The 19,681-nt window shown below is 62.2% G+C and carries 18 protein-coding genes and 1 tRNA gene; 11 read left to right on the top strand and 8 right to left on the bottom strand.

The genetic code is table 11. The features are described from left to right. The first annotated feature begins 42 nt into the window (after positions 1 to 42). Positions 43 to 2,040 (top strand): monovalent cation:proton antiporter family protein, encoded by a 1,998-nt coding sequence (locus tag ACYQ00_RS11795; protein ID WP_460032305.1) that lies wholly within the window; start codon positions 43 to 45, stop codon positions 2,038 to 2,040. Positions 2,041 to 2,139: 99 nt separating this feature from the next. Here ACYQ00_RS11795 and ACYQ00_RS11790 read toward each other — a convergent pair whose 3' ends face one another. The 4 genes from ACYQ00_RS11790 to ACYQ00_RS11775 form a co-directional block, all read right to left on the bottom strand. After that, positions 2,140 to 3,543 carry a replication-associated recombination protein A gene (locus ACYQ00_RS11790; protein ID WP_460032304.1) on the bottom strand — a complete coding sequence of 468 codons (1,404 nt, stop codon included), beginning with the start codon at positions 3,541 to 3,543 and terminating at the stop codon, positions 2,140 to 2,142. 91 nt (positions 3,544 to 3,634) lie between these two features. Then, positions 3,635 to 4,375: an RsmE family RNA methyltransferase gene (locus ACYQ00_RS11785; protein WP_460032303.1), complete on the bottom strand. Its 741-nt coding sequence runs from the start codon at positions 4,373 to 4,375 to the stop codon at positions 3,635 to 3,637. A gap of 15 nt (positions 4,376 to 4,390) precedes the next feature. Next, positions 4,391 to 5,488 (bottom strand): glycine cleavage system aminomethyltransferase GcvT, encoded by a 1,098-nt coding sequence (gene gcvT / locus ACYQ00_RS11780; protein WP_460032302.1) that lies wholly within the window; start codon positions 5,486 to 5,488, stop codon positions 4,391 to 4,393. 14 nt (positions 5,489 to 5,502) lie between these two features. Further along, positions 5,503 to 7,248: a hypothetical protein gene (locus tag ACYQ00_RS11775; RefSeq protein ID WP_460032301.1), complete on the bottom strand. Its 1,746-nt coding sequence runs from the start codon at positions 7,246 to 7,248 to the stop codon at positions 5,503 to 5,505. On the opposite strand from ACYQ00_RS11775, the gene ACYQ00_RS11770 reads away from it, so the two are divergent. The 4 genes from ACYQ00_RS11770 to ACYQ00_RS11755 all read left to right on the top strand — a co-directional run bounded on the left by ACYQ00_RS11770 (position 7,247) and on the right by ACYQ00_RS11755 (position 10,638). Next, the gene (locus tag ACYQ00_RS11770; RefSeq protein ID WP_460032300.1) at positions 7,247 to 7,435 is read left to right on the top strand and encodes a hypothetical protein; all 189 of its coding nucleotides are present in this window, start codon (positions 7,247 to 7,249) and stop codon (positions 7,433 to 7,435) included. The two genes, ACYQ00_RS11775 and ACYQ00_RS11770, sit on opposite strands and share 2 nt — an antisense overlap. Positions 7,436 to 7,694: 259 nt before the next feature. Then, the gene (locus ACYQ00_RS11765) at positions 7,695 to 8,726 is read left to right on the top strand and encodes a GAF domain-containing protein (protein ID WP_460032299.1); all 1,032 of its coding nucleotides are present in this window, start codon (positions 7,695 to 7,697) and stop codon (positions 8,724 to 8,726) included. 57 nt (positions 8,727 to 8,783) lie between these two features. Then, on the top strand, positions 8,784 to 9,809 hold the full coding sequence (gene mreB / locus ACYQ00_RS11760) for a rod shape-determining protein (protein WP_460032298.1): 1,026 nt from the start codon (positions 8,784 to 8,786) through the stop codon (positions 9,807 to 9,809). Positions 9,810 to 9,819: 10 nt separating this feature from the next. Beyond that, positions 9,820 to 10,638, top strand: a complete 819-nt coding sequence (locus ACYQ00_RS11755; RefSeq protein ID WP_460032297.1) for an inositol monophosphatase family protein — start codon at positions 9,820 to 9,822, stop codon at positions 10,636 to 10,638. A gap of 30 nt (positions 10,639 to 10,668) precedes the next feature. Here the strand turns inward: ACYQ00_RS11755 and ACYQ00_RS11750 are convergent, their stop codons facing one another. Then, complete coding sequence (locus ACYQ00_RS11750; RefSeq protein ID WP_460032296.1) at positions 10,669 to 11,277, bottom strand: NUDIX hydrolase; 609 nt, start codon at positions 11,275 to 11,277, stop codon at positions 10,669 to 10,671. On the opposite strand from ACYQ00_RS11750, the gene rimI reads away from it, so the two are divergent. The 5 genes from rimI (at position 11,276) to ACYQ00_RS11725 (ending at position 15,058) form a co-directional block, all read left to right on the top strand. Continuing rightward, on the top strand, positions 11,276 to 11,806 hold the full coding sequence (gene rimI / locus ACYQ00_RS11745; protein ID WP_460032295.1) for a ribosomal protein S18-alanine N-acetyltransferase: 531 nt from the start codon (positions 11,276 to 11,278) through the stop codon (positions 11,804 to 11,806). The genes ACYQ00_RS11750 and rimI overlap by 2 nt on opposite strands. Before the next feature lie 59 nt (positions 11,807 to 11,865). Continuing rightward, entirely contained in the window at positions 11,866 to 12,615 is a 750-nt protein-coding gene (tpiA, locus tag ACYQ00_RS11740) for a triose-phosphate isomerase (RefSeq protein WP_460032294.1), read from the top strand. A 40-nt stretch (positions 12,616 to 12,655) separates the two neighbouring features. After that, entirely contained in the window at positions 12,656 to 13,066 is a 411-nt protein-coding gene (secG, locus tag ACYQ00_RS11735; protein ID WP_460032293.1) for a preprotein translocase subunit SecG, read from the top strand. Positions 13,067 to 13,074: 8 nt separating this feature from the next. Beyond that, a tRNA-Leu gene (locus tag ACYQ00_RS11730) sits at positions 13,075 to 13,161 on the top strand. Positions 13,162 to 13,372: 211 nt separating this feature from the next. Beyond that, entirely contained in the window at positions 13,373 to 15,058 is a 1,686-nt protein-coding gene (locus ACYQ00_RS11725) for a hypothetical protein (RefSeq protein WP_460032292.1), read from the top strand. A gap of 167 nt (positions 15,059 to 15,225) precedes the next feature. Here ACYQ00_RS11725 and ACYQ00_RS11720 read toward each other — a convergent pair whose 3' ends face one another. Together ACYQ00_RS11720 and lysA are read right to left on the bottom strand one after the other, a co-directional pair. After that, the gene (locus tag ACYQ00_RS11720) at positions 15,226 to 16,377 is read right to left on the bottom strand and encodes a helix-turn-helix domain-containing protein (RefSeq protein ID WP_460032291.1); all 1,152 of its coding nucleotides are present in this window, start codon (positions 16,375 to 16,377) and stop codon (positions 15,226 to 15,228) included. A gap of 95 nt (positions 16,378 to 16,472) precedes the next feature. Continuing rightward, a complete protein-coding gene (lysA, locus tag ACYQ00_RS11715; RefSeq protein ID WP_460032290.1) occupies positions 16,473 to 17,726 on the bottom strand; it encodes a diaminopimelate decarboxylase in 1,254 nt (417 codons plus the stop codon). 443 nt (positions 17,727 to 18,169) lie between these two features. Between lysA and ACYQ00_RS11710 the strand changes: the two genes are divergently transcribed. Beyond that, complete coding sequence (locus tag ACYQ00_RS11710; RefSeq protein ID WP_460032289.1) at positions 18,170 to 18,700, top strand: AmiS/UreI family transporter; 531 nt, start codon at positions 18,170 to 18,172, stop codon at positions 18,698 to 18,700. 294 nt (positions 18,701 to 18,994) lie between these two features. Here the strand turns inward: ACYQ00_RS11710 and ACYQ00_RS11705 are convergent, their stop codons facing one another. Beyond that, a complete protein-coding gene (locus ACYQ00_RS11705) occupies positions 18,995 to 19,672 on the bottom strand; it encodes a DUF47 domain-containing protein (RefSeq protein ID WP_460032288.1) in 678 nt (225 codons plus the stop codon). Positions 19,673 to 19,681 lie beyond the last annotated feature (9 nt).

Below are 19,681 nucleotides of genomic sequence, written 5' to 3'. Positions count from 1 at the left end.
GTGTCCAGACGATGAGCGTTTTTTAAGATTCCCGGAGGAACCGTGCCGCATATCCCGCTGCTGCCCGAACTCATCATTGTGTTCGGTTTTTGTATCATTGCGATTTTTCTGTGCTTCCGCGTGAAGCTGCCAGCCATCGTCGGCGTGCTGGTGACCGGCGTGCTGGTGGGACCGGGCGGGTTCGGGGTGGTGGATGATCCGCATGCTGTTGAGTCGATTTCCGAACTCGGCGTCATCCTGCTCATGTTCACCATCGGCCTGGAGCTGTCCCTCGGGGAACTCAAGGCGCTGAAAAAACCTGTGCTCATCGGCGGTGGCCTGCAGGTGCTGCTGACCATCGGCCTTATTTTCGAACTGGTGCTGACCCAGGGCTTCGGTACCGGCCCGGCCATTCTGGCCGGCTTTCTCGTGGCCCTTTCCTCCACGGCCATCGTCATCAAGCTTTTGCAGGAGCGTAGCGAGCTGGCCGCACCGCACGGGCGGATCATGCTGGCCGTGTTGATTTTCCAGGATATCATCGTCGCGCCCATGATGCTGCTGACGCCCTTTCTGGGCTCCGATTCGCCGGATCTCGGCCGGTCCATGATGCTCTTGGCGGTCAAGGCCGTGGGCGTGATGGCCGTGGTCTGGTTCCTGGCCAAGTTCGTGGTGCCGCGGCTGCTGCTGGCCGTGCTCAGAACCCGCAGCCGCGAACTCTTTCTGCTCAGCGTACTGGTCTTGTGTCTGGCCATCGCCATGTTCACGGCCTGGGTGGGGCTGTCCATCTCCCTGGGGGCCTTCCTGGCCGGGCTGATCATCGCGCAGACGGACTACGCCCTCTCAGCCCTGGAAGGCGTGCATCCGTTCCGGGATGTCTTCACCAGCCTCTTTTTCGTGTCCATCGGCATGCTCCTGGATGTCCAGTTCATGATGGACAATCTGGTGCTGGTGCTGTTGGCGGCGGCGGCAGTGCTCCTGTGCAAGGCCGTGGTGGCCGGCGGGGCCACGGTGGCGCTGGGGTATCCCCTGCGCATCGCCGTGCTCGTGGGGCTGGGGCTCTCGCAGGTGGGGGAATTCTCCTTTGTGCTGGCCAAGGTGGGCTCGGATGCAGACCTGCTGACGGACGACCACTATCAGCTCTTCCTGGCTGTGAGCATCCTGACCATGCTGGCCGCGCCCTTCTGCATTGCCGGCTCCCACAGGCTCTCGCGCTGGGTCAGCGAGCTGCCTGGTCTGGGTGCCTGGCGGGAGCGGGCCATGATCCAGGAGGAACCGCATTCCACCCTCAAGGATCACGTGATCATCGTCGGCTTTGGCCTTGGCGGACGACAGTTGGCCCAGGCGGCCAAATCGTCGAACATCCCGTACTGCGCCGTGGAGATGAACCCGGATACCGTGCGCATGGAAAAGGCCAAGGGCGAACCCATCAGCCATGGCGACGCCGGCCTGCCGGAGGTACTCAAGCACCTGGGCGTGGAGCAGGCCAAGGTGGTGGCTGTGGTGGTGGCGGATCCCATCTCCGCCCGCCGGGTGACGCAGGTGGCCAAGAGCCTGAATCCGAATATCCGGCTGGTGGTGCGCACGCGCTACGTGGCCGAGGTGGAACCCCTGCGGCACATGGGCGCGGATGACGTGGTGGCCGAGGAGTTCGAGACGTCCATTGAGGTCTTCGCCCGCGTGCTGCGGGCCTATCTCGTGGCCCATGTAACCATCGAACGTTACGCCCGCGAGGTTCGCCAGGAGGGGTATGAACTCCTGCGCCGCGGCCAGCCCGTGCACAACCCCATCGCCACCCTGGACAACGCCTTCTCCGGCTTCGAGGTCAGCGGGCTGACCGTGGAAGCCGGCTCTGTGCTCGACGGGCAGACCCTTGAGGAAAGCGGCCTGCGCCGCCGCCATGGCCTGACTGTGGTGGCTGTGCAGCGCGGTGGCGAACTCTTTGCCAACCCGGATGGAGAGTTCCGGCTGCAGGGCGGGGATGTGGCCTACCTGTTCGGCTCGCAGCAGGACATGGCCTCCCGCCTGGGCCTCTTCGAGGTGCGGCACAAGGCCTGGGCGTAAGAGAGACAGAAAAGAACATCGGGGGAAACCCTTTCTGGAGAAAGGGTTTCCCCCGAACCCCCTTTCCAAAGACTTTTGTTTGGGGGTGTAAGAAGAGGGCTATTCGGGAGGGGTGCCGGGCTTCTCTGATTGGGCGGATTGCACCGGTTGCGCCGATTGATCGGGCGGACTCGCCGAGTCCGCCGCATCGGTCGATCCTGGCGAATCTGCAGGCTCCCGTTGTCCAGACGGATCCACCCCTTCCGCCTGCTCCCGCTGTGCAATCTGTTCGGGCGCGACGGGCTCCCAGCCGTTGAGCACGGGCTCCAGGCCCTGATCCTTGGCGTGGTAAAAGCGCGTGCCGGCCACGGCGTCGGGCAGGTATTGTTGCTCCACCCAGGCCCCCGGGAAATTGTGCGGGTATTTGTACTCCTTGCCGAAGCCCCATTCCTTCTGCAGGGCCGTGGCCGCGTTGCGCAGGTGCAGGGGCACGGGGGCGAGGCCGTGCTTTTTCAGGTGTGCCGCGGCGGCGTGGTAGGCCAGGTAGGTGGAATTGCTCTTGGGGGCCAGGGCCAGATAGACGGCCGTCTCGGCCATGGGGATAAAGCCTTCGGGCATGCCGATGGACTCCACAGCCTGCAGGCAGGCCACGGCCAGGGGCAGGGCCTGCGGATCGGCCAACCCCACATCCTCTGACGCGGAAAGGATCAACCGCCGGCAGACGAAGCGCGGATCCTCCCCGCCCGTGAGCAGGCAGGCCAGGTAATAGACGGCAGCGTCCGGATCGCTGCCGCGGATGGACTTGATGAGCGCCGAGGCCAGCTCGTAATGGCTGTCTCCGGCCTTGTCATGCCGGAGCATGAGCTCGGGCAGGCGCTCCTTGAGGGCCTCCAGGGTGCGATGCTCCGGGGGCAGGGAGGCGGCGTGCTCCAGCAGGTTGAGCAGGCTGCGGGCGTCGCCATGGCTGGCTGTGGCCAGGAAGGCGAGGGTGTCTTCCTCCAGGGTGATCTCCAGCACCCCGCAGGCCCGCCGGGCCACCTGCAGCAGGGCCTCACGGTCCAGCGGCTGCAGCTTGAGCACGTGCAGCCGGGAGAGCAGCTGCCGGGTGACGCTGAAGGACGGGTTCTCCGTGGTAGTGGCGATGAGCGTCACCTCGCCCGTTTCCAGGAGCGGCAGAAAGAAGTCCTGCTGGGCCTTGGAAAACCGATGCAGTTCATCCAGCACCAGCACATGCACGCCCTGGAGCTTCTTGCGCAGCTCGGCCAACCCGGCCTCCGGCGCGCTGACCCGCACATAACTGCGGCCCTGTGAGGCGTTGGACGCCGCCGCCAGCAGCAGGGCCAGACTGGACTTGCCGCAGCCCGGCGGGCCGAAGAGCAGCAGGCTCGGCAGCCGCGGGGCCTGCAGATAGGTCCTGAGTCTGGTCCGCAAATGCTTTTGACCGGCCACCTCCTCCAGGGTGGCCGGCCGCAGCCGCTCGGCCAGGGGCCGGCGGTCGATGAGCGGCAGGTAGTTTTCAGCCATCGTACGTCAAATCAGGGTTGGCCATATGGATGTTGGAGGCGGGGAGCGCTGAGGTCAGGCAGCATTCCCCCCTAATCCGCAGGCATCCATTTCAGCCGTCCGCTCCAGCCTGGGCCCAGAAGCGCAGGGCCAGGGCGGTGAGGGCGGCGGTTTCCCAGCGCAGGACCGAGGGCCCCAGGCTGGCGGTCAGGGTGCGGGCGCTGCGGAACACCTCCACCTCCCGCGAACTGAAGCCGCCTTCCGGGCCAAGCAGGAAACAGGCCGGTCCCGGCGCGCGCAGCACGGCTTCGGCCAGCACTGGCGCAGGGGAGCCCTGTTCTTCCCACAGGGCAATCACCTGCATGGCCGCGGCCTCGTGCAGCACGGCTTCCAGACCGCCAGGGAAGGTGCGGACATCCGGCAGCCAGGCAGCCCCGCATTGCTTGCCCGCGGCGATGAGCGCCCCTTGCCAGCTATCCTTCACATCCTCGGGGATGCGACCCTGGCTGCGTTCGGCCTGCCAGAACCATAACTCTGCGGCGCCGAGCTCCACGGCTTTCTCCAGAAGCCAGCTGCGGCGGATGGCCTTGGAAAAGCCCAGGGCCAGGATGGTGGGCGAGGCCGGCGGCGGATCCTGGGTCAGCTGAAGCAGGTCCAGGGTCAGGTGGTGTTTTTTGACCGCATCAATGCGACAGACGGCGCGGCGGCCTTGCCCGTCAAAGAGCTCGATCTCTTCACCAGGTTCCAATCGCAGAACCCGGGCAGCGTGGTGGGCCTCCTGGCCATCCAGATGCAACGGCCCGGCGGACTGCTCGCCGGGCCAGGATTCAGGGGGGAGATGAAAGCGATGCATGCCGGCGTCCGGGGGCTAGGTCAGCTTTTTGCGGGCCGTGCCATCCTTGTGGAAAGGCAGGTCCGCGGGCGTGGCGGGCAGTTCCGCACGGGCGGCGCGGATGGTATAGGCCGGCGCGGCGGCGTGTTCGGCCTTGATGAAGGCCAGGGCCGCGGCGCAGTTGATGGTCGGGCAGAAGGAACCAGAGGTGACCACCCCGACCTCCAGACCATCCAGCAAAACCACATCGCCATGGCGGGCGCTGCGGCGGCCTTCCAGCTTCAGGCCCACGAGCTTTTCGCGGATCTCGCGGTCCTTGCCCTTGCCGATGTAGTCTGCCGGGGAGTTCAGCAGGGCGGCGTAGCCGGCTTCGGCCGGGGTGTGGGCTTCGTCGAGGTCGTGGCCGTAGAGGGGCAGGCCCATTTCCAGGCGCAGGGTATCCCGTGCGCCCAGGCCGGCGGGCTTCACGGTCTCGAAGGCCAGGAGCGCGTCCCAGAGGGGGCCGGCCATGTCGGCGTGGCAGTACAGCTCGTAGCCCAGCTCGCCGGTATAGCCCGTGCGGCTGACCAGCAGGGGCTGGCCCTGCCATTCCAGCTGGGCAACGCCGAAGTAGGGGATCTGCCGCAGGGACTGGCCCAGCAGGGCTTCCATGACTTCCAGCGACGCCGGTCCCTGGAGATCGAGCTTGCCGGTTTCGTCGCTCACATCCTCAAAGTAGGCCTTGTCCAGCCGGGCGGCGATCCAGGCCTTGTCCACCTCCACGCGCGCGCCGTTGACCACCAGCATGTAGCTGTCTTCCTTGAGGCAGTAGAGGATGCAGTCATCAATGGCGCAGCCGTTTTCGTTGAGGAGGAACCCGTAGCGGCAGCGGCCCGGGGCCAGGGTGTCCAGGTTGTGGGTCAGCACGCGGGAAAGTTCGGCCTTGGCGGCCTCGCCGGCGATGAGGAACTCGCCCATGTGGCAGATGTCGAAGAGGGCGGCCTGGGTGCGGGTCTGGGTGTGCTCGGCGATGATGCCGGCATACTGGATGGGCATGAGGAAGCCGGCAAAGTCGGCCATTTTGGCGCCCAGGGCCTGATGGCGGGCGGTGAGGGGCGTGTGCCGGAGCGGGGTGGCGGAAGCGTCGGTGGTCATTGGCGGCGTCCTCATCAGCCCACTTCTTCCAGGGCTGGCTGAATTTCCTTGCGAGAATTGCGGATGGCCTTGAATTCGTCGATGAGCGAAACGAGGCGGCCGTACTGGCGCTTGACGTCGCGGCCGTAGTCGGAAAGGTCCTCGTCCTTGGGTTTGATGTATTGCTTGACGACGTAGCGGTCCGCAATCAGCCGTTCCCCCAGGCGGATGGCCGTGAGGACCAGCTCATCGAAATAGTTGACGATCTCAAACTTGAGGTCATGCAGCAGGCTCACGGCCTCGCGGAAGCGCTCCAGGTAGGGCAAGGCCTTGCCCTTCTTGTCCTGCCCTTCCACCAGATCTTCGAGATTGCGGACTTTCCTGGCCTGCTGGATGTAGCTGTAGCGCGACCAGACCTCGTGGTAGAGCTGGAACATGGACTGGAAGACGTCGTAGTTGTCCGGGTTGAGCAGGTAATTGTCCAATACCTGAACCACCTTGCCAAAAAACTCGTCGGAATAGGCGATGATGCGCCGCTGGTGCTTGGAAAGCCAGGCATAGAGGAATTTCAGGCGCTTTTCGTCGGTATCGGTGTTCTCCACCACCTCATGGCGCTTGTAGATGATCCGGCCCTCATATTCCCCGCGCACAATGTCGTTCAGGCGCAGGAACATGGTGGTGGTGTCCTTGATGATATTGCATTGGTTGAAGGACTGGCCGGTCAGGGGGTGGATGACCTCCTGCAGCTCCACGGAGAGGGCGCGATCCTGGCGGACGTTGTCGGGGTTGAACTTGTGCTGGCGGTAGCGCACCCGCAGCAGGACCACGCGCCGGGCCTCGTCCACAAAGTAGCCGCCGCGGGAGAGCAGGTCGATGGCCTCTTCCTGTTCCTTTTCCACGCGCACCAGGGCCAGCTTTTCCACCCGGGGATAGAACCTGGCTGTGGGGTGGGAATACAGGGTGGTGATGGTCCGGTCCGACTGGCCGAGCACGCGCACCATGAACGTTTCCCCCAGCTTGTGCAGCCGGCGGGCAAACAGGGCCGAAGAGGTCCGGCGCTCCGAAACAATGGGAAAGCCGTACAGCTCCATGAGAAACTGGTACACAAAGGGCCGGTAGAGCTCGTAGCGGACGTTGTCCCCGGCGTGAAACTTGCCAATGCGCAGGCCAAAGCGCTTGATTTCCGAATCCAGATCCGAAGGAAAGGACGCAAACACCCCGTGCAGGGAAAAGTTGCCGTCGTCATCCGTGGCCAGGACCTGGGCGCGGTCGAGATTGAGAAGATACTCCAGGATGTTCGGATAGGTCTCCAGATCCGTGACATCGGTGTGCAGCCAGGCCTGTTTGAAAGGCTCCTGCATGCGCTTTGGCAGCCGGTTCAGCAGCGTCTGGACATTGCGCTGCATCACCGTGGACTCCAGGGGGCAGGCGCTGCCCTGGGCCGTGGTGGAGTGTTCCAGGATGGAATGCAGGATATCAAACTGGAATATTTCCTGAAAGTAATCCAGCGGCCGCTGCAGGGCCACCAGGGAAAACCCGGGCAGGTGGTCGTACTCGAAGGGATCGGCATCAAAGGAGGGCAGCAGCTCGCGGGCTTCCACCAGCGGGTAGTCCTCAAACTCGAAGAAGGGCCGGAGCAGGCAGTGTTTGGCGTGGACAAAATCAAGGAAGAGCTTCAAATGGGCAATGGTCTGGATCTGAACGGGGGTCCGTCCATCCAGGGTGTAGCGCCAGGAAAAATCCGGCGCCTCGCTGAACGCGTTTTCCCAAGAAGCCAGCATGGAACTGCACACCTTTACCTATGGCCACTCAGCCGCCGGACACAGCAAGTGGTGCTGCCGTGTGGTTGAGCGAGCCGACACCATAAAGCAAGGCATGCTCTGCCACAAGCAGGCAATAAAGCGCAAGCGCCACCGCAGGATGACGCGGGGAAAAGCTGTGTTTGAAGCACCGGAATGGACCGGATGAATTAGAATAAGTTGAGAAAAATTCAAGGATTCTTGAAGAATAGTTGTGTTGGGCATGCATCATATCAGGATGCTTTGATTTTTTGTGGATTCTCCATATTGACAGCACCCTTTGTTTTCTCATAGGGTCAATGGAAATTGGCTGTTCCGGCGTCGGTGCTTGCGGGCCTTTCTGGTGCTGCCGGCGAGCAGGGCAGGAGCCAAAGCATCGCCAGCTGCCTCGGTGCAGTGTTGTTGATGGAGGAGTCTTCGTTACGCCTATGGACGCACCCCGCCTCGCCGCCTCCGCCTCGCCGCATGCCAAGAGCCCGCATTTTGACCGGCTCATGAGCATCATTTCCAGCGTGTTCGACGCATATTCCGCTGTGCTTTTTTTGCAGGACCACAAGTCTGGCGAGTATCGGATGGCCTCCCGCTTCAGCCTGGGCGACCGGATCAACGTGGACACAGTCATCGCGCCCGGCCGCGGGCTGGCCGGCTGGGTGCTGCGCCACAACCAGCCGCTGCTGGTGAATGATCTGGTCAAGAAGAAAGGCAAAATCGAATACTATGATGATGACGAGCGCCAGCTCATTCGCGCCTTCATGGGCTGCCCCCTGCGCCAGGGCGAAGGGGTGGTGTGCGTGGATTCCAAGCGCTCGCATTGCTTCAGCGAAAAGGATCAGAAAATCCTGCATCTTTTTGTGGAATATGTGCAGTCCTTGCTGCACCGTTTTGAGGAAAGCGACGCCACGGTCTGCGACACCAGATATTATCAGTGCCTGCAGCAGATTCAGGCCCTGCGGCGCCAGCTGAGCCGCTGGCCGGATTTTTTGCGGCAGACGCTGGAACTGCTTTCGGCCACCACGGGGTTTGAGCACGTGTTTTTTGCCGTGCGTGATGCCAATGGCGCGCACTATACGTTGGAAGGTTCCTGCCGGCCCTTGCTGCCCCCTGGCAAGGAACTGGAGCCCTTTGATTTCGGGATGGGGCTGGTGGGCTGGGTGTTCAAGAACAATGTGAGCTTTTTTACCGGCGAGCATGAAACCACGGTGGAACTCTCGCCGCTGTTTGGCAAAAAAATCAAGACGCCGCCAGTCAAGAGCGCCGTCTGTTTGCCTCTGGTGGTGCACCGCATTACCAGGGGGGTGCTGGGCCTGGCCCATCCGGAGCCACTGGCCATTGATGCTTCCATGAAGTCCTTTCTGCAGATGGTGGCGGATCAGCTGGCGCTTTTCTTGGAAAACCTGTATCTCAGACACCGCCTGCAGGAGGCCCCCCGGGCCATTGCCCAGGCGAATCTGTTCTCCTGAAGCGCAATCGCCTCAGCAGGCCGCCCGCACCGTATTTGAACTCGCCCTGGAGCGTGTATGTTTCTGAATAGATTGCTGGGATTTCTGGGCAAGGACCTGGCCATGGACCTTGGCACGGCCAACACGTTGCTCTACACCCCCAAGCAGGGGGTGGTGCTCAACGAACCGTCCGTGGTGGCCTATGAGACGCCCAACAACCGCATCATTGCCGTGGGCGCCGAGGCCAAGGAGCTTGTGGGCCGCACCCCGGCAAACATCGTCACTGTCCGCCCCATGAAAGACGGCGTCATCGCTGATTTCGACGTGACCAAAGCCATGATCGCCTACTTCATCCGCAAGGTCATCACCGGCATGCGCATCGTGAAGCCGCGGATGGTCATCTGCGTGCCCACGGGCATCACGGCCGTGGAGAAACGGGCGGTCATCGAGTCGGGCATGGAGGCCGGCGCGCGGGAAGTGCTGATGATCGAAGAGCCCATGGCTGCGGCCATCGGCGCCGGCTGCCCCATCTACGAACCCACGGGCACCATGGTGGTGGACATCGGCGGCGGCACCTCGGAAGTGGCCGTCATCTCCATGGGCGCCATCGCCTACGCCGAAAGCGTGCGTGCCGCCGGCGACTGGATGAACGCCACAGTGCAGCGCTTCTTTCAGGAAAAGCACCATCTCTTCATCAGCGAAAACATGGCCGAAGCCGTGAAAATCGGCATCGGCTCGGCGTATCCGCTGCCAGAACCGCTCAAGATGAACGTGCCGGGCAAGGACATCATCGGCGGCGGGCCCAAGTCCGTGGTGGCCACGGACGAGGAAATCCGCCAGGCCCTGCAGGAGCCGGTCAAGACCATCGTACGCGCCGTGCGCAAGGCCCTGGAAAAGACGCCGCCCGAACTGGTGGTGGACGTGGCCCGCAACGGCATTCTCCTGGCCGGGGGCGGGGCGCTGCTCAAGGGGCTTGATCAGCTCATTCAGCGTAACACCAATATCCGCGTCAATGTGGATGATGATCCCCTGACCACCGTGGTCCGCGGCACGGGCCGCTCCCTGGAAGACATGGCCCGCTACAAGAGCGTCTACATCAACTGACGCCGCAACCATGACTGCCGAACACTGCTCCCGCCTTCTGCCAGGCCTGCTTGATTGCGTCCGCGATGCCGGTGCGCTCATCCGGAACGCCTGGCATGCCCCCAGCCACATCCGGCACAAGGGCAAGGTGGATCTGGTTACCGAAACGGATCTGGCCGTGGAGGCCTCCCTCAAAGCCTCCCTCAAGACGCTATATCCGGAGGCGGCGTTCCTGGCCGAAGAAAGCGCCACGGGGCTGGATCGCTCCCAGATGCTGGAGGCGCTGGCCGGCCCCTGCTGGGTCATCGACCCGCTGGACGGCACCACCAATTTTGCCCACCGCCTGCCCTTTGTAGCCATTTCCGTGGGCCTGTGGACCGGAAGGGAAGTCGCCCTGGCGGCGGTCTACAATCCTGTGCTGGACGAGCTGTTCCATGCCGGGCGTGGGGGCGGGGCCTTTCGCAATGGCCGGCGCATGCAGGTTTCTTCCGCGGGCAGTCTGCAGGACTCGCTGGTCTGCACCGGCTTTCCATATTCCTCGGCCGAGAACCCCGAGCAGGCAGCGCGCATTGCCGCCTGGATCCAGCGCATGCTGGCCGCCACGCGCGGCCTGCGCCGCTATGGCGCCGCCTCCCTGGATCTGGCCTACGTGGCGGCCGGGCATTACGAGGCCTTTTACGAGCTGGGGCTCAAGCCCTGGGACGTGGCCGCAGGCTGGCTTCTGGTGGAAGAAGCCGGCGGGATGGTGTCGCCCTTTCTTGCACAGACGGGATATACCCTGGATGCCCCGTCCATCCTGGCCACCAACGGCCGGGTGCATCGGGATATGCTGACCCTGCTTGCCGCCTGACCCATCTGCAAGGATCTGGCTGCCAGCGGATCAGGGCACGGTCGCGGCCTTGGCCAGACCATCGGACGTGTTCGGAAACAGCAGCTTGTGTTCGTACAGATGCACCAGACCGGGTGTGAGCACGTCCAGATACTCGCGCGCCAGATAGTCCATCTCGTCGGCATCCACAAACATGCCACCGTCGAGTTCTTCCGGATTGGGCCGCGGCACCGCATGCACCAGGCCGGCGCTGAACACGGTAATGAACTCAAAGGCCGTCAGGGGCGTGGCCGGGATTTCCAGTCGCAGGGAGAGCCGTTCCACATGGATGCCCAGCTCCTCGGCCACCTCGCGACGGGCAGCGTCCTCCTGGCTTTCGCCAGCCTGGGCATGGCCGCTGGCCGAGATCTCCCACCGGCCAGGGTAGACGGACTTGTTCCGGCTGCGCTTTTGCAGATACAGCTTGCCGGCGGGATTGTAGACCATGATCCGCACACTGCGGTGGAACAACTGCTGCGCATGCACCACCTGCAGGGGCATGACGGCCAGGGGTCTGTTACGGGAATCGACAGCCTCCACCAGCTCCACAGGGAGCTTGCCGGACTGACGCAAGGGGCGCAGGGAAGGGGAATGCATGCCGGAAACGGGAGCGCGTACCATGGTGTTGGATCCTGAAATTGAATCGAATCCCCTCAATCCGAACCGTGCGCAGGCACAGGAGGGGGAGCTGGAACTGGTTCGCCTGGGGCAGGCGGACATCCCACAACTGGCCGCCCTGGAACGCGCCTGCTTCAGCTGCCCGTGGACAGAGCAGCAATACGCGCAGGTGCTGGGCGAATCCCGCATGCGGGTGGTGGGAGTGCGCGCGGCAAGCCAGCTGGTGGCCTATTGCTCCTTTTACCATGCCGGCGACGAAATGGAAATCCTGAACCTGGCCACTGCCCCGGCCTGGCGGCGCATGGGGTTGGCCCGGCGGCTGCTGGGCTTCGTCTTGCAGATTGGCCGGCAAATGGGCATAGAACAGGTGGTGCTTGAGGTGCGCGTTTCCAACGAGGCCGCCCGGGCCCTCTATGCGGACATGGGATTTGCCCGGGTGGGCCTGCGCAAATGCTATTATCCCGATACCGGGGAAGATGCCCTGGTGCTCGTGCGCGATATGCGCGAAACACAGGACCAGGGCCCGACATGAGGCGAAGCAGACAACAACGGCATGACATCCGGCTCACCTGAACGAACATCGAGGAAGCCATGAAAAAGCTGATGGCGGCAAACTGGAAAATGTACAAGACCCGTGCCGAAGCGGCCGCAACCGCCGCTGCGCTCCGGCAGGCCGTGGGCACGCTGCCCGCAGACCGCGAAGTGCTGGTGTTCCCGCCCTTCACAGCCATAGACGCTGCACACGGCGGCATGGCTGGTGCGGCCGGGTTCAGCGTGGGCGGGCAGGATCTGTATCCGGCCGTGGAGGGTGCCTTTACCGGCGAGATTGCTCCCGCCATGCTCAAGGATGCCGGCGCCACCTGGGTGCTGACCGGCCACTCCGAACGCCGCCACGTGCTGGGCGAGAGCGATGCTTTTGTGGGCCAGAAAACCGCCTTTGCCCTGGCGCAGGGGCTGAAGGTGGTCCTGTGCATTGGCGAAAAACTGGAAGAGCGCGAGGCCGGCCAGCTGGAAGCCGTGCTGGCCCGGCAACTGGAAGGCGGCCTGGCCGGCTCGCCCGGGGACGTTTCCCCGGAAGACCTGGCCATTGCCTATGAGCCTGTCTGGGCCATTGGCACAGGCAAGGTGGCCGGCCCTGCGGAAATCCTGGACGCCCACGCCACCGTGCGGGCCCAGCTCAAGGGCCTGCTGGCCAACGGAGCCCAGATACGCATCCTGTACGGCGGCAGCGTGAAGCCGGACAATGCTGGAGAAATAATTTCTCTTGACAATGTGGATGGCGTCTTGGTAGGAGGTGCCTCTTTGCAGGCGGAAAGTTTCAGCAAAATCGTGCTGGCCTGACACCGGGCTCCATGCCCACTCACGGATACGGAAGTTCTTGATGGAAACCTTGGTTCTCACTTTGCATATCATCGCCTGTGTGGTGCTCATTGTGCTGGTGCTGTTGCAGTCCGGCAAGGAAGGCATGGGCGTGATTTTCGGCGGCGGCTCCAGCTCGCTCTTTGGCGGCTCGGGCGCCGGCGGGCTGCTGGTGAAAATTACTGCCTTTGCCGCAGCAATTTTCTTGACAACCTCCCTTGGTTTCAATTACTTGATCAAGTCCCCCAAGGGTGATGGCGGAAGCGTGATGGACTCCGTTCTGGTGGCTCCGGCGGAAACCGCCAACGCCACCCCGCCTGCGGGACTCTTGCTTGAAGAAAAGGGCGGCACTCCGGATTTCTCCGTCAAGGAAAGCTCCGAGGCTGCACCTGCCAATACCTCACCGGAGGCCGCGTCCAACCAGACGCAGTAGCCGGTTGTGCCGAAGTGGTGGAATTGGTAGACACGCTATCTTGAGGGGGTAGTGGACACCTGTCCGTAGGAGTTCGAGTCTCCTCTTCGGCACCATCCTTCCAAAGGGCCGCTTGCAGATGCTGCAAGCGGCCCTTTGCATTGGTGATGGTTGCATCTTGGGCGCGTCTTAACATATTGCTTTTTGCATTTACATTCGCTTACAGCCATTTACACCAGCAGGGCTTGGCGTTGGCGTCTCGGCCGAAGTAGGTTCCGGTAGTCTCCCCCAGGGAGGCGCTTCGGAACTTCTTGCTTGAGGCGATCTATGAAACGATGCTCTCTGTTGTTGTCCTGGCTCCTGGGTGGCGCGGTGTTCTGTGTCACCCTCGGCGTGGCGGATTTGGCCTTTCGGTGGTACGAAGCCCGCTGGCTCGTGACAGAACTGGATGACACCCCCGACCCCTTTGACCTCGTAGCCCTTGGCTACCACCATCATGGTGGGCCAGTGTTGCGCAAAAAGGCGCCGCACGCCCTGCGGGTGCTCAGCCTGGGCGATTCCTTTGCCTATGGCGTTACCACTCCGGCGCTGACCTACTCGGCCACCTCGGAAAAGCTGCTGCAGGAGCAGGTCCGCTCGCTTCCGCAGGACGCCGGCGATGCAGCGGAAAAAACCGTGGAAGTGGTGAACCTGGGCGTGCCCAGCACCTCGTTTCCCGAGTATGTCCGCCAGGGAACCTACTGGGCCGGACTGCTGGAACATGACGCGGTGGTCCTCAATATCTATGTGGGCAACGATTTTCTGGACGTGCAGGGCACCATGGTCACGCCTGCCGCATTGCGGCCTCGCGGCGTGGCCGTGGGGCCGGGCACGCGGATTCCACACAAGCATTTGCTGAGAAGCTTCGACTACCTCTATGCCTACGCGCATACGCTGGCCGCATCCTCACACCCGGCCGCGCAGTCTGCCGGGGATGCCCCCGGGCATGATGCACTCTTGAGCGCGGGTCTGGACACTGCGCGATACACCCGCATCATGCGCAATGCCGCGGCCATGTATGATCCCGACCAACTGACGGACCAGCTGGACGGCATTGCCTGGTGTCGCGAGGCCATCCGGTTTCTGGCCTTGGAGGCGAACCGGGGCAAGGCGGTGCGCGTGTTGATCAGTCCGCCGCATTTCTGGGTCTCGCCGCAGTGGATGGAGGTGGTTCGTCAGGATCCCCGGCTTGCGCAGGCCAGGCTGGATCCCACCATCCCTGCCGAGCTGGTGCGTCAGCTGGCAATGGCCGAGGGACTGGATGCGTCCGTGGTGGTGGATCTGACACCGCATTTCATGGCCCGGGCAGCGGCCGGCGAAACGCTGTATCTGGGTACGAACACCCATTGGAACGTCGCAGGCAACACCTTGGCTGCCGAGGTGCTGACAGAGTCTCTTGCTCCTGAACTGATACATCACACAAGACCATCCAACACACAGGCTGCCGTCGTCCCGCCCGCGTCTTCCCATGCGGAAGCCGTGGCAGCGGCCATTGGCATGCTGGAAGGGGCCGAACAGGTGGAAGGTTCCTGGCTGGAGGCGCTTTCCACGGGCAGCTTTTCCAGAAAAAGCCAGCTCAAGTCGACTCTGGAGGCTGCAGGCCTGCATGAAGTGCCCAGCATGCGCGGACTGGTGGACAGCGTGTACAAGGGCGGGCCGGAGTCAGTCGTGAGTCTGGAAGGCTGGGCGCTGGACAGTGCCCAGCCGGCCCGCAGACTGTATGCGCTGGCATTCTATGAGGGGCGCCTGGTGGGTACCGGGCAGGTGCACACCGTGCGCGATGACGCAGCCCGGCGGTTCAATGCCACCAGCCCGGTGGAACGACGCTGCGGATTTCGGTTTCAGATTGACGCGCCAGCCACCCGCAGCAACTGGGATGACCTGTGGGTGGTGGTGATTGACCTCAATGGCGTGTACGGCTTTCTGCGCACGGACGATTGGATTGAACGGCCGCTTGAGGGAACCTCAAGCTAGGGCTGCCCCCTCAAAATACAACTGCACGAAGGACGCAACACCGGAGCGGCTGCAGGCAGCCTCCGGAGTCGCAGGGGCCATGAGTCAGCCAAAATCCGCGCATTTCGGCTGACGATCCTCCACGAAATCCGATGATATTTCTGGTACCTTATTTCGTGGACATCACACTAATCTGTCGAGGCTGCAGTGTCAGGCGCTGACCGTGCCTTGCGGCAAGGGGAGAGGTCTTTGATGAAGCCGATAATGGATGGCGGCTGGCTCTCGGCCTGGACAGTGTGCGGAAGGGGGCGTGCCGTGACTGCGGCGCGAAACACCCGGCCATCCTTGGTTTTCATCTCCGTCTCAAAATCTTCCACAGCGCCGTCCCTGGCCAGGACCTCAAGCAGCCGGGCCCGTTCCTCCGGGGAAACGTAAATCTGGCTGCCAATGTCATCCAGGGCCAGCAGCTCTTCGGTGTTGTCATACCCAAACATGCTCAAGGCTTCCCGATTGACAGCCTGAAAACGCCCCTCTGGCAGGGACTGAAAAATGCCTACCGGCGCGTGTTCAAAGAGCACGCGCCAGCGGGCCTCGGCCGTGGTGCGTGCCTCATCGCTTTCCTGGCGGCAGCGGATTTCCTCTTCCAGCCGGGCCACGGTTTCCTGCAGTTGCTGGGTCCGCTCCTCGGCCAGGGCTTCCACGGCAGCCTGCAGGTCGAGCTGGGTCTGCTTCAGGCGTAGATGGTCCGTGACGTCCATGAGGACGACCCGGATGCACCCGTCCGGCTGCTGGGTGGCGTACGCCAGGATGCGCCTGGGGTCTGCGGCCGTGCGCAAGGCAAAGGAAAAGAGAGGGGCAGGGTGGCCTTCCGCCGCATCCTGCAAGGCCTGCTGCACCCGCAGGGAATCCTCCCTGGACAGATGCGCAAACAGGGACTGCTGCACCGGCCTGCGCGAGACAGGGCGCTCCTGCCGTGCGGGAGCCGCAGGCTCCAGCCAGGCGAGCAGTTCCGGGGAAAAGACCTGCCGGTTCTGGCCGGGCAGGATAAGGCAATGAGCCACCTGGCTCAGGTTCTCCGGCAGGGTCGGCACAGGCAGTGCAGCAGATTCTCCCCCTTCAAGCTTGGGAAATAGAAACAAGGCGGCCGGATGGGTGTGCAGGGTTTGGGAAAGCTGGGCCACCAGCGAAAAGGATGGTGCGGAGAGCCCGCGCTCCAGCATGCTGATGTACTGTTCCGTCACGCCGATGCGCTCGGCAAGGCGGGACTGGGTCAAATGCCGCAATTCCCGCAAAAAGCGAAGGCGTTTCCCAAAGGCACGTTTGAATCCTGTTTCGTCCATCACAAATGAACCCTTAGCCGAGCAGTCCCAAAAATGACACAAACCCGAAGTATGACCTCCGGGTTTGTACCATTTCGAACAAGAGAATACACGGACTATTTGAGCCCGGACCGTTCCAGCGCCACCAAATCTTCATACGTCTCGCGGGCGCGGGCCACGCGGACCTTGTCGCCATCCACCAGCAGTTCCGCGGCGCGGGGGCGCGAATTGTATTGCGAACTCATGCTGAAGCCATAGGCCCCGGCAGAGAACACGGCCAGCAGTTCACCGGACTGCACCGCGGACATGGTCCGCTCCCGGGCCAGGAAGTCGCTGGATTCGCAGATGGGACCAACCACATCCACGATATTTGATTCGCGATGCTGCGGGCAGACCTCGGCGATGCGATGGTAGGAGCCGTACAGGGCGGGGCGGGTCAGGTCGTTCATGGCAGCGTCCACGATGACGAAGTGCTTGCTCGGCGTTTCCTTGGTGTAGACCACCTTGGTCACCAGAATGCCGCTGTTGCCGGCAATGACCCGGCCCGGCTCCAGGATGAGCGTGAGCGGCCGGGCCTTGATGGCCGGAGCCAGGGCCTGGGCAAAGGCCACGGGGTGGGGGGGCTCTTCCTCGTTGTACTGAATGCCCAGCCCGCCGCCGAGGTCGAGGTACTTGATGGACAATTCCAGCTCGCCCACGAGCTTGTCATGGAAAGTCATGAGCTTGTCCAGGGCTTCCTTAAACGGCTCGATGGAGGTCAGCTGCGAGCCGATGTGGCAGTCCACGCCCACGGGATCAATGGCCGGCAGGTTCTTGGCCAGGGCATAGGTCTGCATGGAAGAGTCCATGTCCAGCCCGAACTTGTTCTTTTTCATCCCGGTGGAGATGTACGGGTGGGTCTGGGGATCCACATCCGGGTTGATGCGCAGGCTGATACGCGCCGTCTGTCCCTGGGCCTGGGCGATTTCGTTGATGCGCAGCAGTTCTTCCTGGGATTCCACGTTGAACATCAGGATGCCGGCAGCGAGCGCTTCCTTGATTTCCTCAGGACGTTTGCCCACGCCGGAATAGACGATCTTCTCGCCAGGCACGCCGGCGGCCAGGGCGCGGAAGAGCTCGCCCCCGGAAACGATGTCCATGCCGGCGCCATTGCTGGCCAGCAGATTCAGCACGCTCAGATTCGAGTTGGCCTTGACGGAATAGCAGGTCAGGTGCGGCAGTTCGCTGAAGGCGGAATCAAAGATGGTGAAATGCCGGGAAAAGGTGGCCGCACTGTAAATGTACAGCGGGGTGCCGTATTCCTCGGCCAGTCTGGCGACGGGAATCTCTTCCGCATACAACTGACCTTCGCGATACTCGAAATGATGCATGGCGCATCTCCTGCAGGTGTTTGGGCAATCGATGAAGGAGAAATTTGATAGCCTGATCTGTCATGATTGTAAAGATGGCGCGAGATGCAGGGGGGGCAACCGCTTCAGTGGCGGCTGTGTCATATTGGGGAGAATTGGGCAAATCATTGTATCAGATTGACCCCGGCAATTACCAGATAAATATGAGCAGATTATGGAACAAATCGCCATTCCGGCCCGATAGTTGTGAATAATTTCACTGAATATGTAGCCATTTGCCCATGCGCAAAACTGGAGGACCGGGACGATTTGCAGCTATCCTGTTGTGGACACTTCGAAAGAGGGTTTTGGACAACATTTTGATACGACAACGAGAATCAAAATGACCACCCGACTGGCGCCATGGGGCTGGCGCTGCATCGGGCTCGGCAGGCGCCATTTCACCATCCAAACAGGAGGGTTGTATGACAACGGCAATATTGGTCCTGATTTCAGTCATGTGGCTGCCGGTGGCATTGCTGAACCTGGGCAAGGGAGAGCCCAGGGGCACCGGGGCTGCCACGGGATTTGTGGGCCTGCTGGTTGTGATTGGCGCAGTGCTTCAGGCCGCGTTATTCAAAGACCCGTTCACGGCCGGGCTGCTGTTTGCGCATGGCGTGCTGTATTGCTGCGTGGCTTACGCCTTGCTGGCCGGCCTGCAGGACTTGCGCTCCGTGGGCAACGTCAGCCTGACTGTGGCTTTGATTTCAGGTATCTATATGGTGCTGTTTTACACTGGCGGGCCGATCCTGGCCGACGGAACGCGGCTCATCGCGCCGAGCAACTATCTGGCCATGGCCTGCCTGGGCTACACCGTGCTGACGCTGGAAGTCTGGCTGGCCTTCCATGGCAAGTTGAGCGGCAAGCTTGTCGCCTGGTCGCTTATCCTCTGGGTGCCGGTGGGGCTGTGGGCTCCGGCGTTCTGGCTGATGTCCGCAAACCGGTTGCCGTTCTAGCCCACGCAGTGCACAAAAAGTGGCGAGGTGTCTCTTTAATTGTTAGATTTCAGTTGCCTAGACGAGAAATCCAAGAGACACCCGCCATGACATAGCATAGCGCGGAAGCCATCGGATTTCCAGGGTGCCGGGGCCGAAAAGTGCAGGGCCTGTTCAGCGAACAAACCGTCACTCCCGACCATTGTCCCTGCTGCAGCGTCGCGTACGGGCATTCGGAAGCGGGCTCACAAAAAAGCTGCGGATGCCCTGCCTTTGCAGAAGCATCCGCAGCCTGGGTGTTGGGGACGGAACGTCCTACTTGGCGATCATGGCGCGCAGGAGATCCGCGCAGCCTTCGGTATTGTGACTCACGGAGTACATCTCTTCCACGAACTCCAACAGCTGATGAAAATCCTTGAATCCCACGTCTGCATTGTAAATGTGCGACGTGATGCTGTGATAGCGCTTGAACACCGCCTTGTGGCTGGAGCGCACTTCCCGGATGGCCTGCTTGGTGGCGGTACGGTCGTGGTGCTTCCAATGCAGCAGATCCACCGTGGACTCCAGGGCCGGGCGCAAGAGCTTGACCGTTTCCGTCACTTCCCCCACAAACGTCAGCATTTCCTTGTGAAACTCCAGAGGAATGGAGAGCGGCCGCATGAAGAGCACGTTCAACGCTTTTTGCCCTTCATCCAGGATATTGTCCTGGCGCCGGGTGTAGTCGAAGAACACGGTCCGGTCCACGGGCAAAAACAGCCCCTTGGGCAAATGGTTGCGGATGGAACGCTTGATCTTGTCTGCCTGATCTTCCAGGTCATCCACTTCATGCGTCAAAACTTCAAACGCCTTGCAGTGTCCCTCACCGCCAATGTAGCATTCGAGTGATTCTTCCATCAGTTTCACGCCGGCGGCGATCTTGTCGTAGTGGTCCAACAGTTGCCGCAGGGGAGAATGCGTGGAAAGCAGTCCGAAAAAGGGAATGCGGAAAAACATGGTTCTCTC

This window comes from Megalodesulfovibrio paquesii (genome assembly GCF_054653055.1).
Note: the sequence above shows the minus strand (reverse complement) of the source record. Positions and strands in the feature narration are given on the sequence as shown.

Coding starts and splice junctions, on each gene's coding strand:
- ACYQ00_RS11725 (WP_460032292.1), top strand. CDS start 13,373: ATGAAACGATGCTCTCTGTTGTTGTCCTGGCTCCTGGGTGGCGCGGTG.
- ACYQ00_RS11765 (WP_460032299.1), top strand. CDS start 7,695: ATGGACGCACCCCGCCTCGCCGCCTCCGCCTCGCCGCATGCCAAGAGC.
- ACYQ00_RS11785 (WP_460032303.1), bottom strand. CDS start 4,375: ATGCATCGCTTTCATCTCCCCCCTGAATCCTGGCCCGGCGAGCAGTCC.
- ACYQ00_RS11710 (WP_460032289.1), top strand. CDS start 18,170: ATGACAACGGCAATATTGGTCCTGATTTCAGTCATGTGGCTGCCGGTG.
- ACYQ00_RS11755 (WP_460032297.1), top strand. CDS start 9,820: ATGACTGCCGAACACTGCTCCCGCCTTCTGCCAGGCCTGCTTGATTGC.
- gcvT (WP_460032302.1), bottom strand. CDS start 5,488: ATGACCACCGACGCTTCCGCCACCCCGCTCCGGCACACGCCCCTCACC.
- rimI (WP_460032295.1), top strand. CDS start 11,276: ATGGTGTTGGATCCTGAAATTGAATCGAATCCCCTCAATCCGAACCGT.
- ACYQ00_RS11770 (WP_460032300.1), top strand. CDS start 7,247: ATGGAACTGCACACCTTTACCTATGGCCACTCAGCCGCCGGACACAGC.
- ACYQ00_RS11705 (WP_460032288.1), bottom strand. CDS start 19,672: ATGTTTTTCCGCATTCCCTTTTTCGGACTGCTTTCCACGCATTCTCCC.
- tpiA (WP_460032294.1), top strand. CDS start 11,866: ATGAAAAAGCTGATGGCGGCAAACTGGAAAATGTACAAGACCCGTGCC.
- ACYQ00_RS11790 (WP_460032304.1), bottom strand. CDS start 3,543: ATGGCTGAAAACTACCTGCCGCTCATCGACCGCCGGCCCCTGGCCGAG.
- mreB (WP_460032298.1), top strand. CDS start 8,784: ATGTTTCTGAATAGATTGCTGGGATTTCTGGGCAAGGACCTGGCCATG.
- lysA (WP_460032290.1), bottom strand. CDS start 17,726: ATGCATCATTTCGAGTATCGCGAAGGTCAGTTGTATGCGGAAGAGATT.
- ACYQ00_RS11720 (WP_460032291.1), bottom strand. CDS start 16,377: ATGGACGAAACAGGATTCAAACGTGCCTTTGGGAAACGCCTTCGCTTT.
- ACYQ00_RS11775 (WP_460032301.1), bottom strand. CDS start 7,248: ATGCTGGCTTCTTGGGAAAACGCGTTCAGCGAGGCGCCGGATTTTTCC.
- secG (WP_460032293.1), top strand. CDS start 12,656: ATGGAAACCTTGGTTCTCACTTTGCATATCATCGCCTGTGTGGTGCTC.
- ACYQ00_RS11750 (WP_460032296.1), bottom strand. CDS start 11,277: ATGGTACGCGCTCCCGTTTCCGGCATGCATTCCCCTTCCCTGCGCCCC.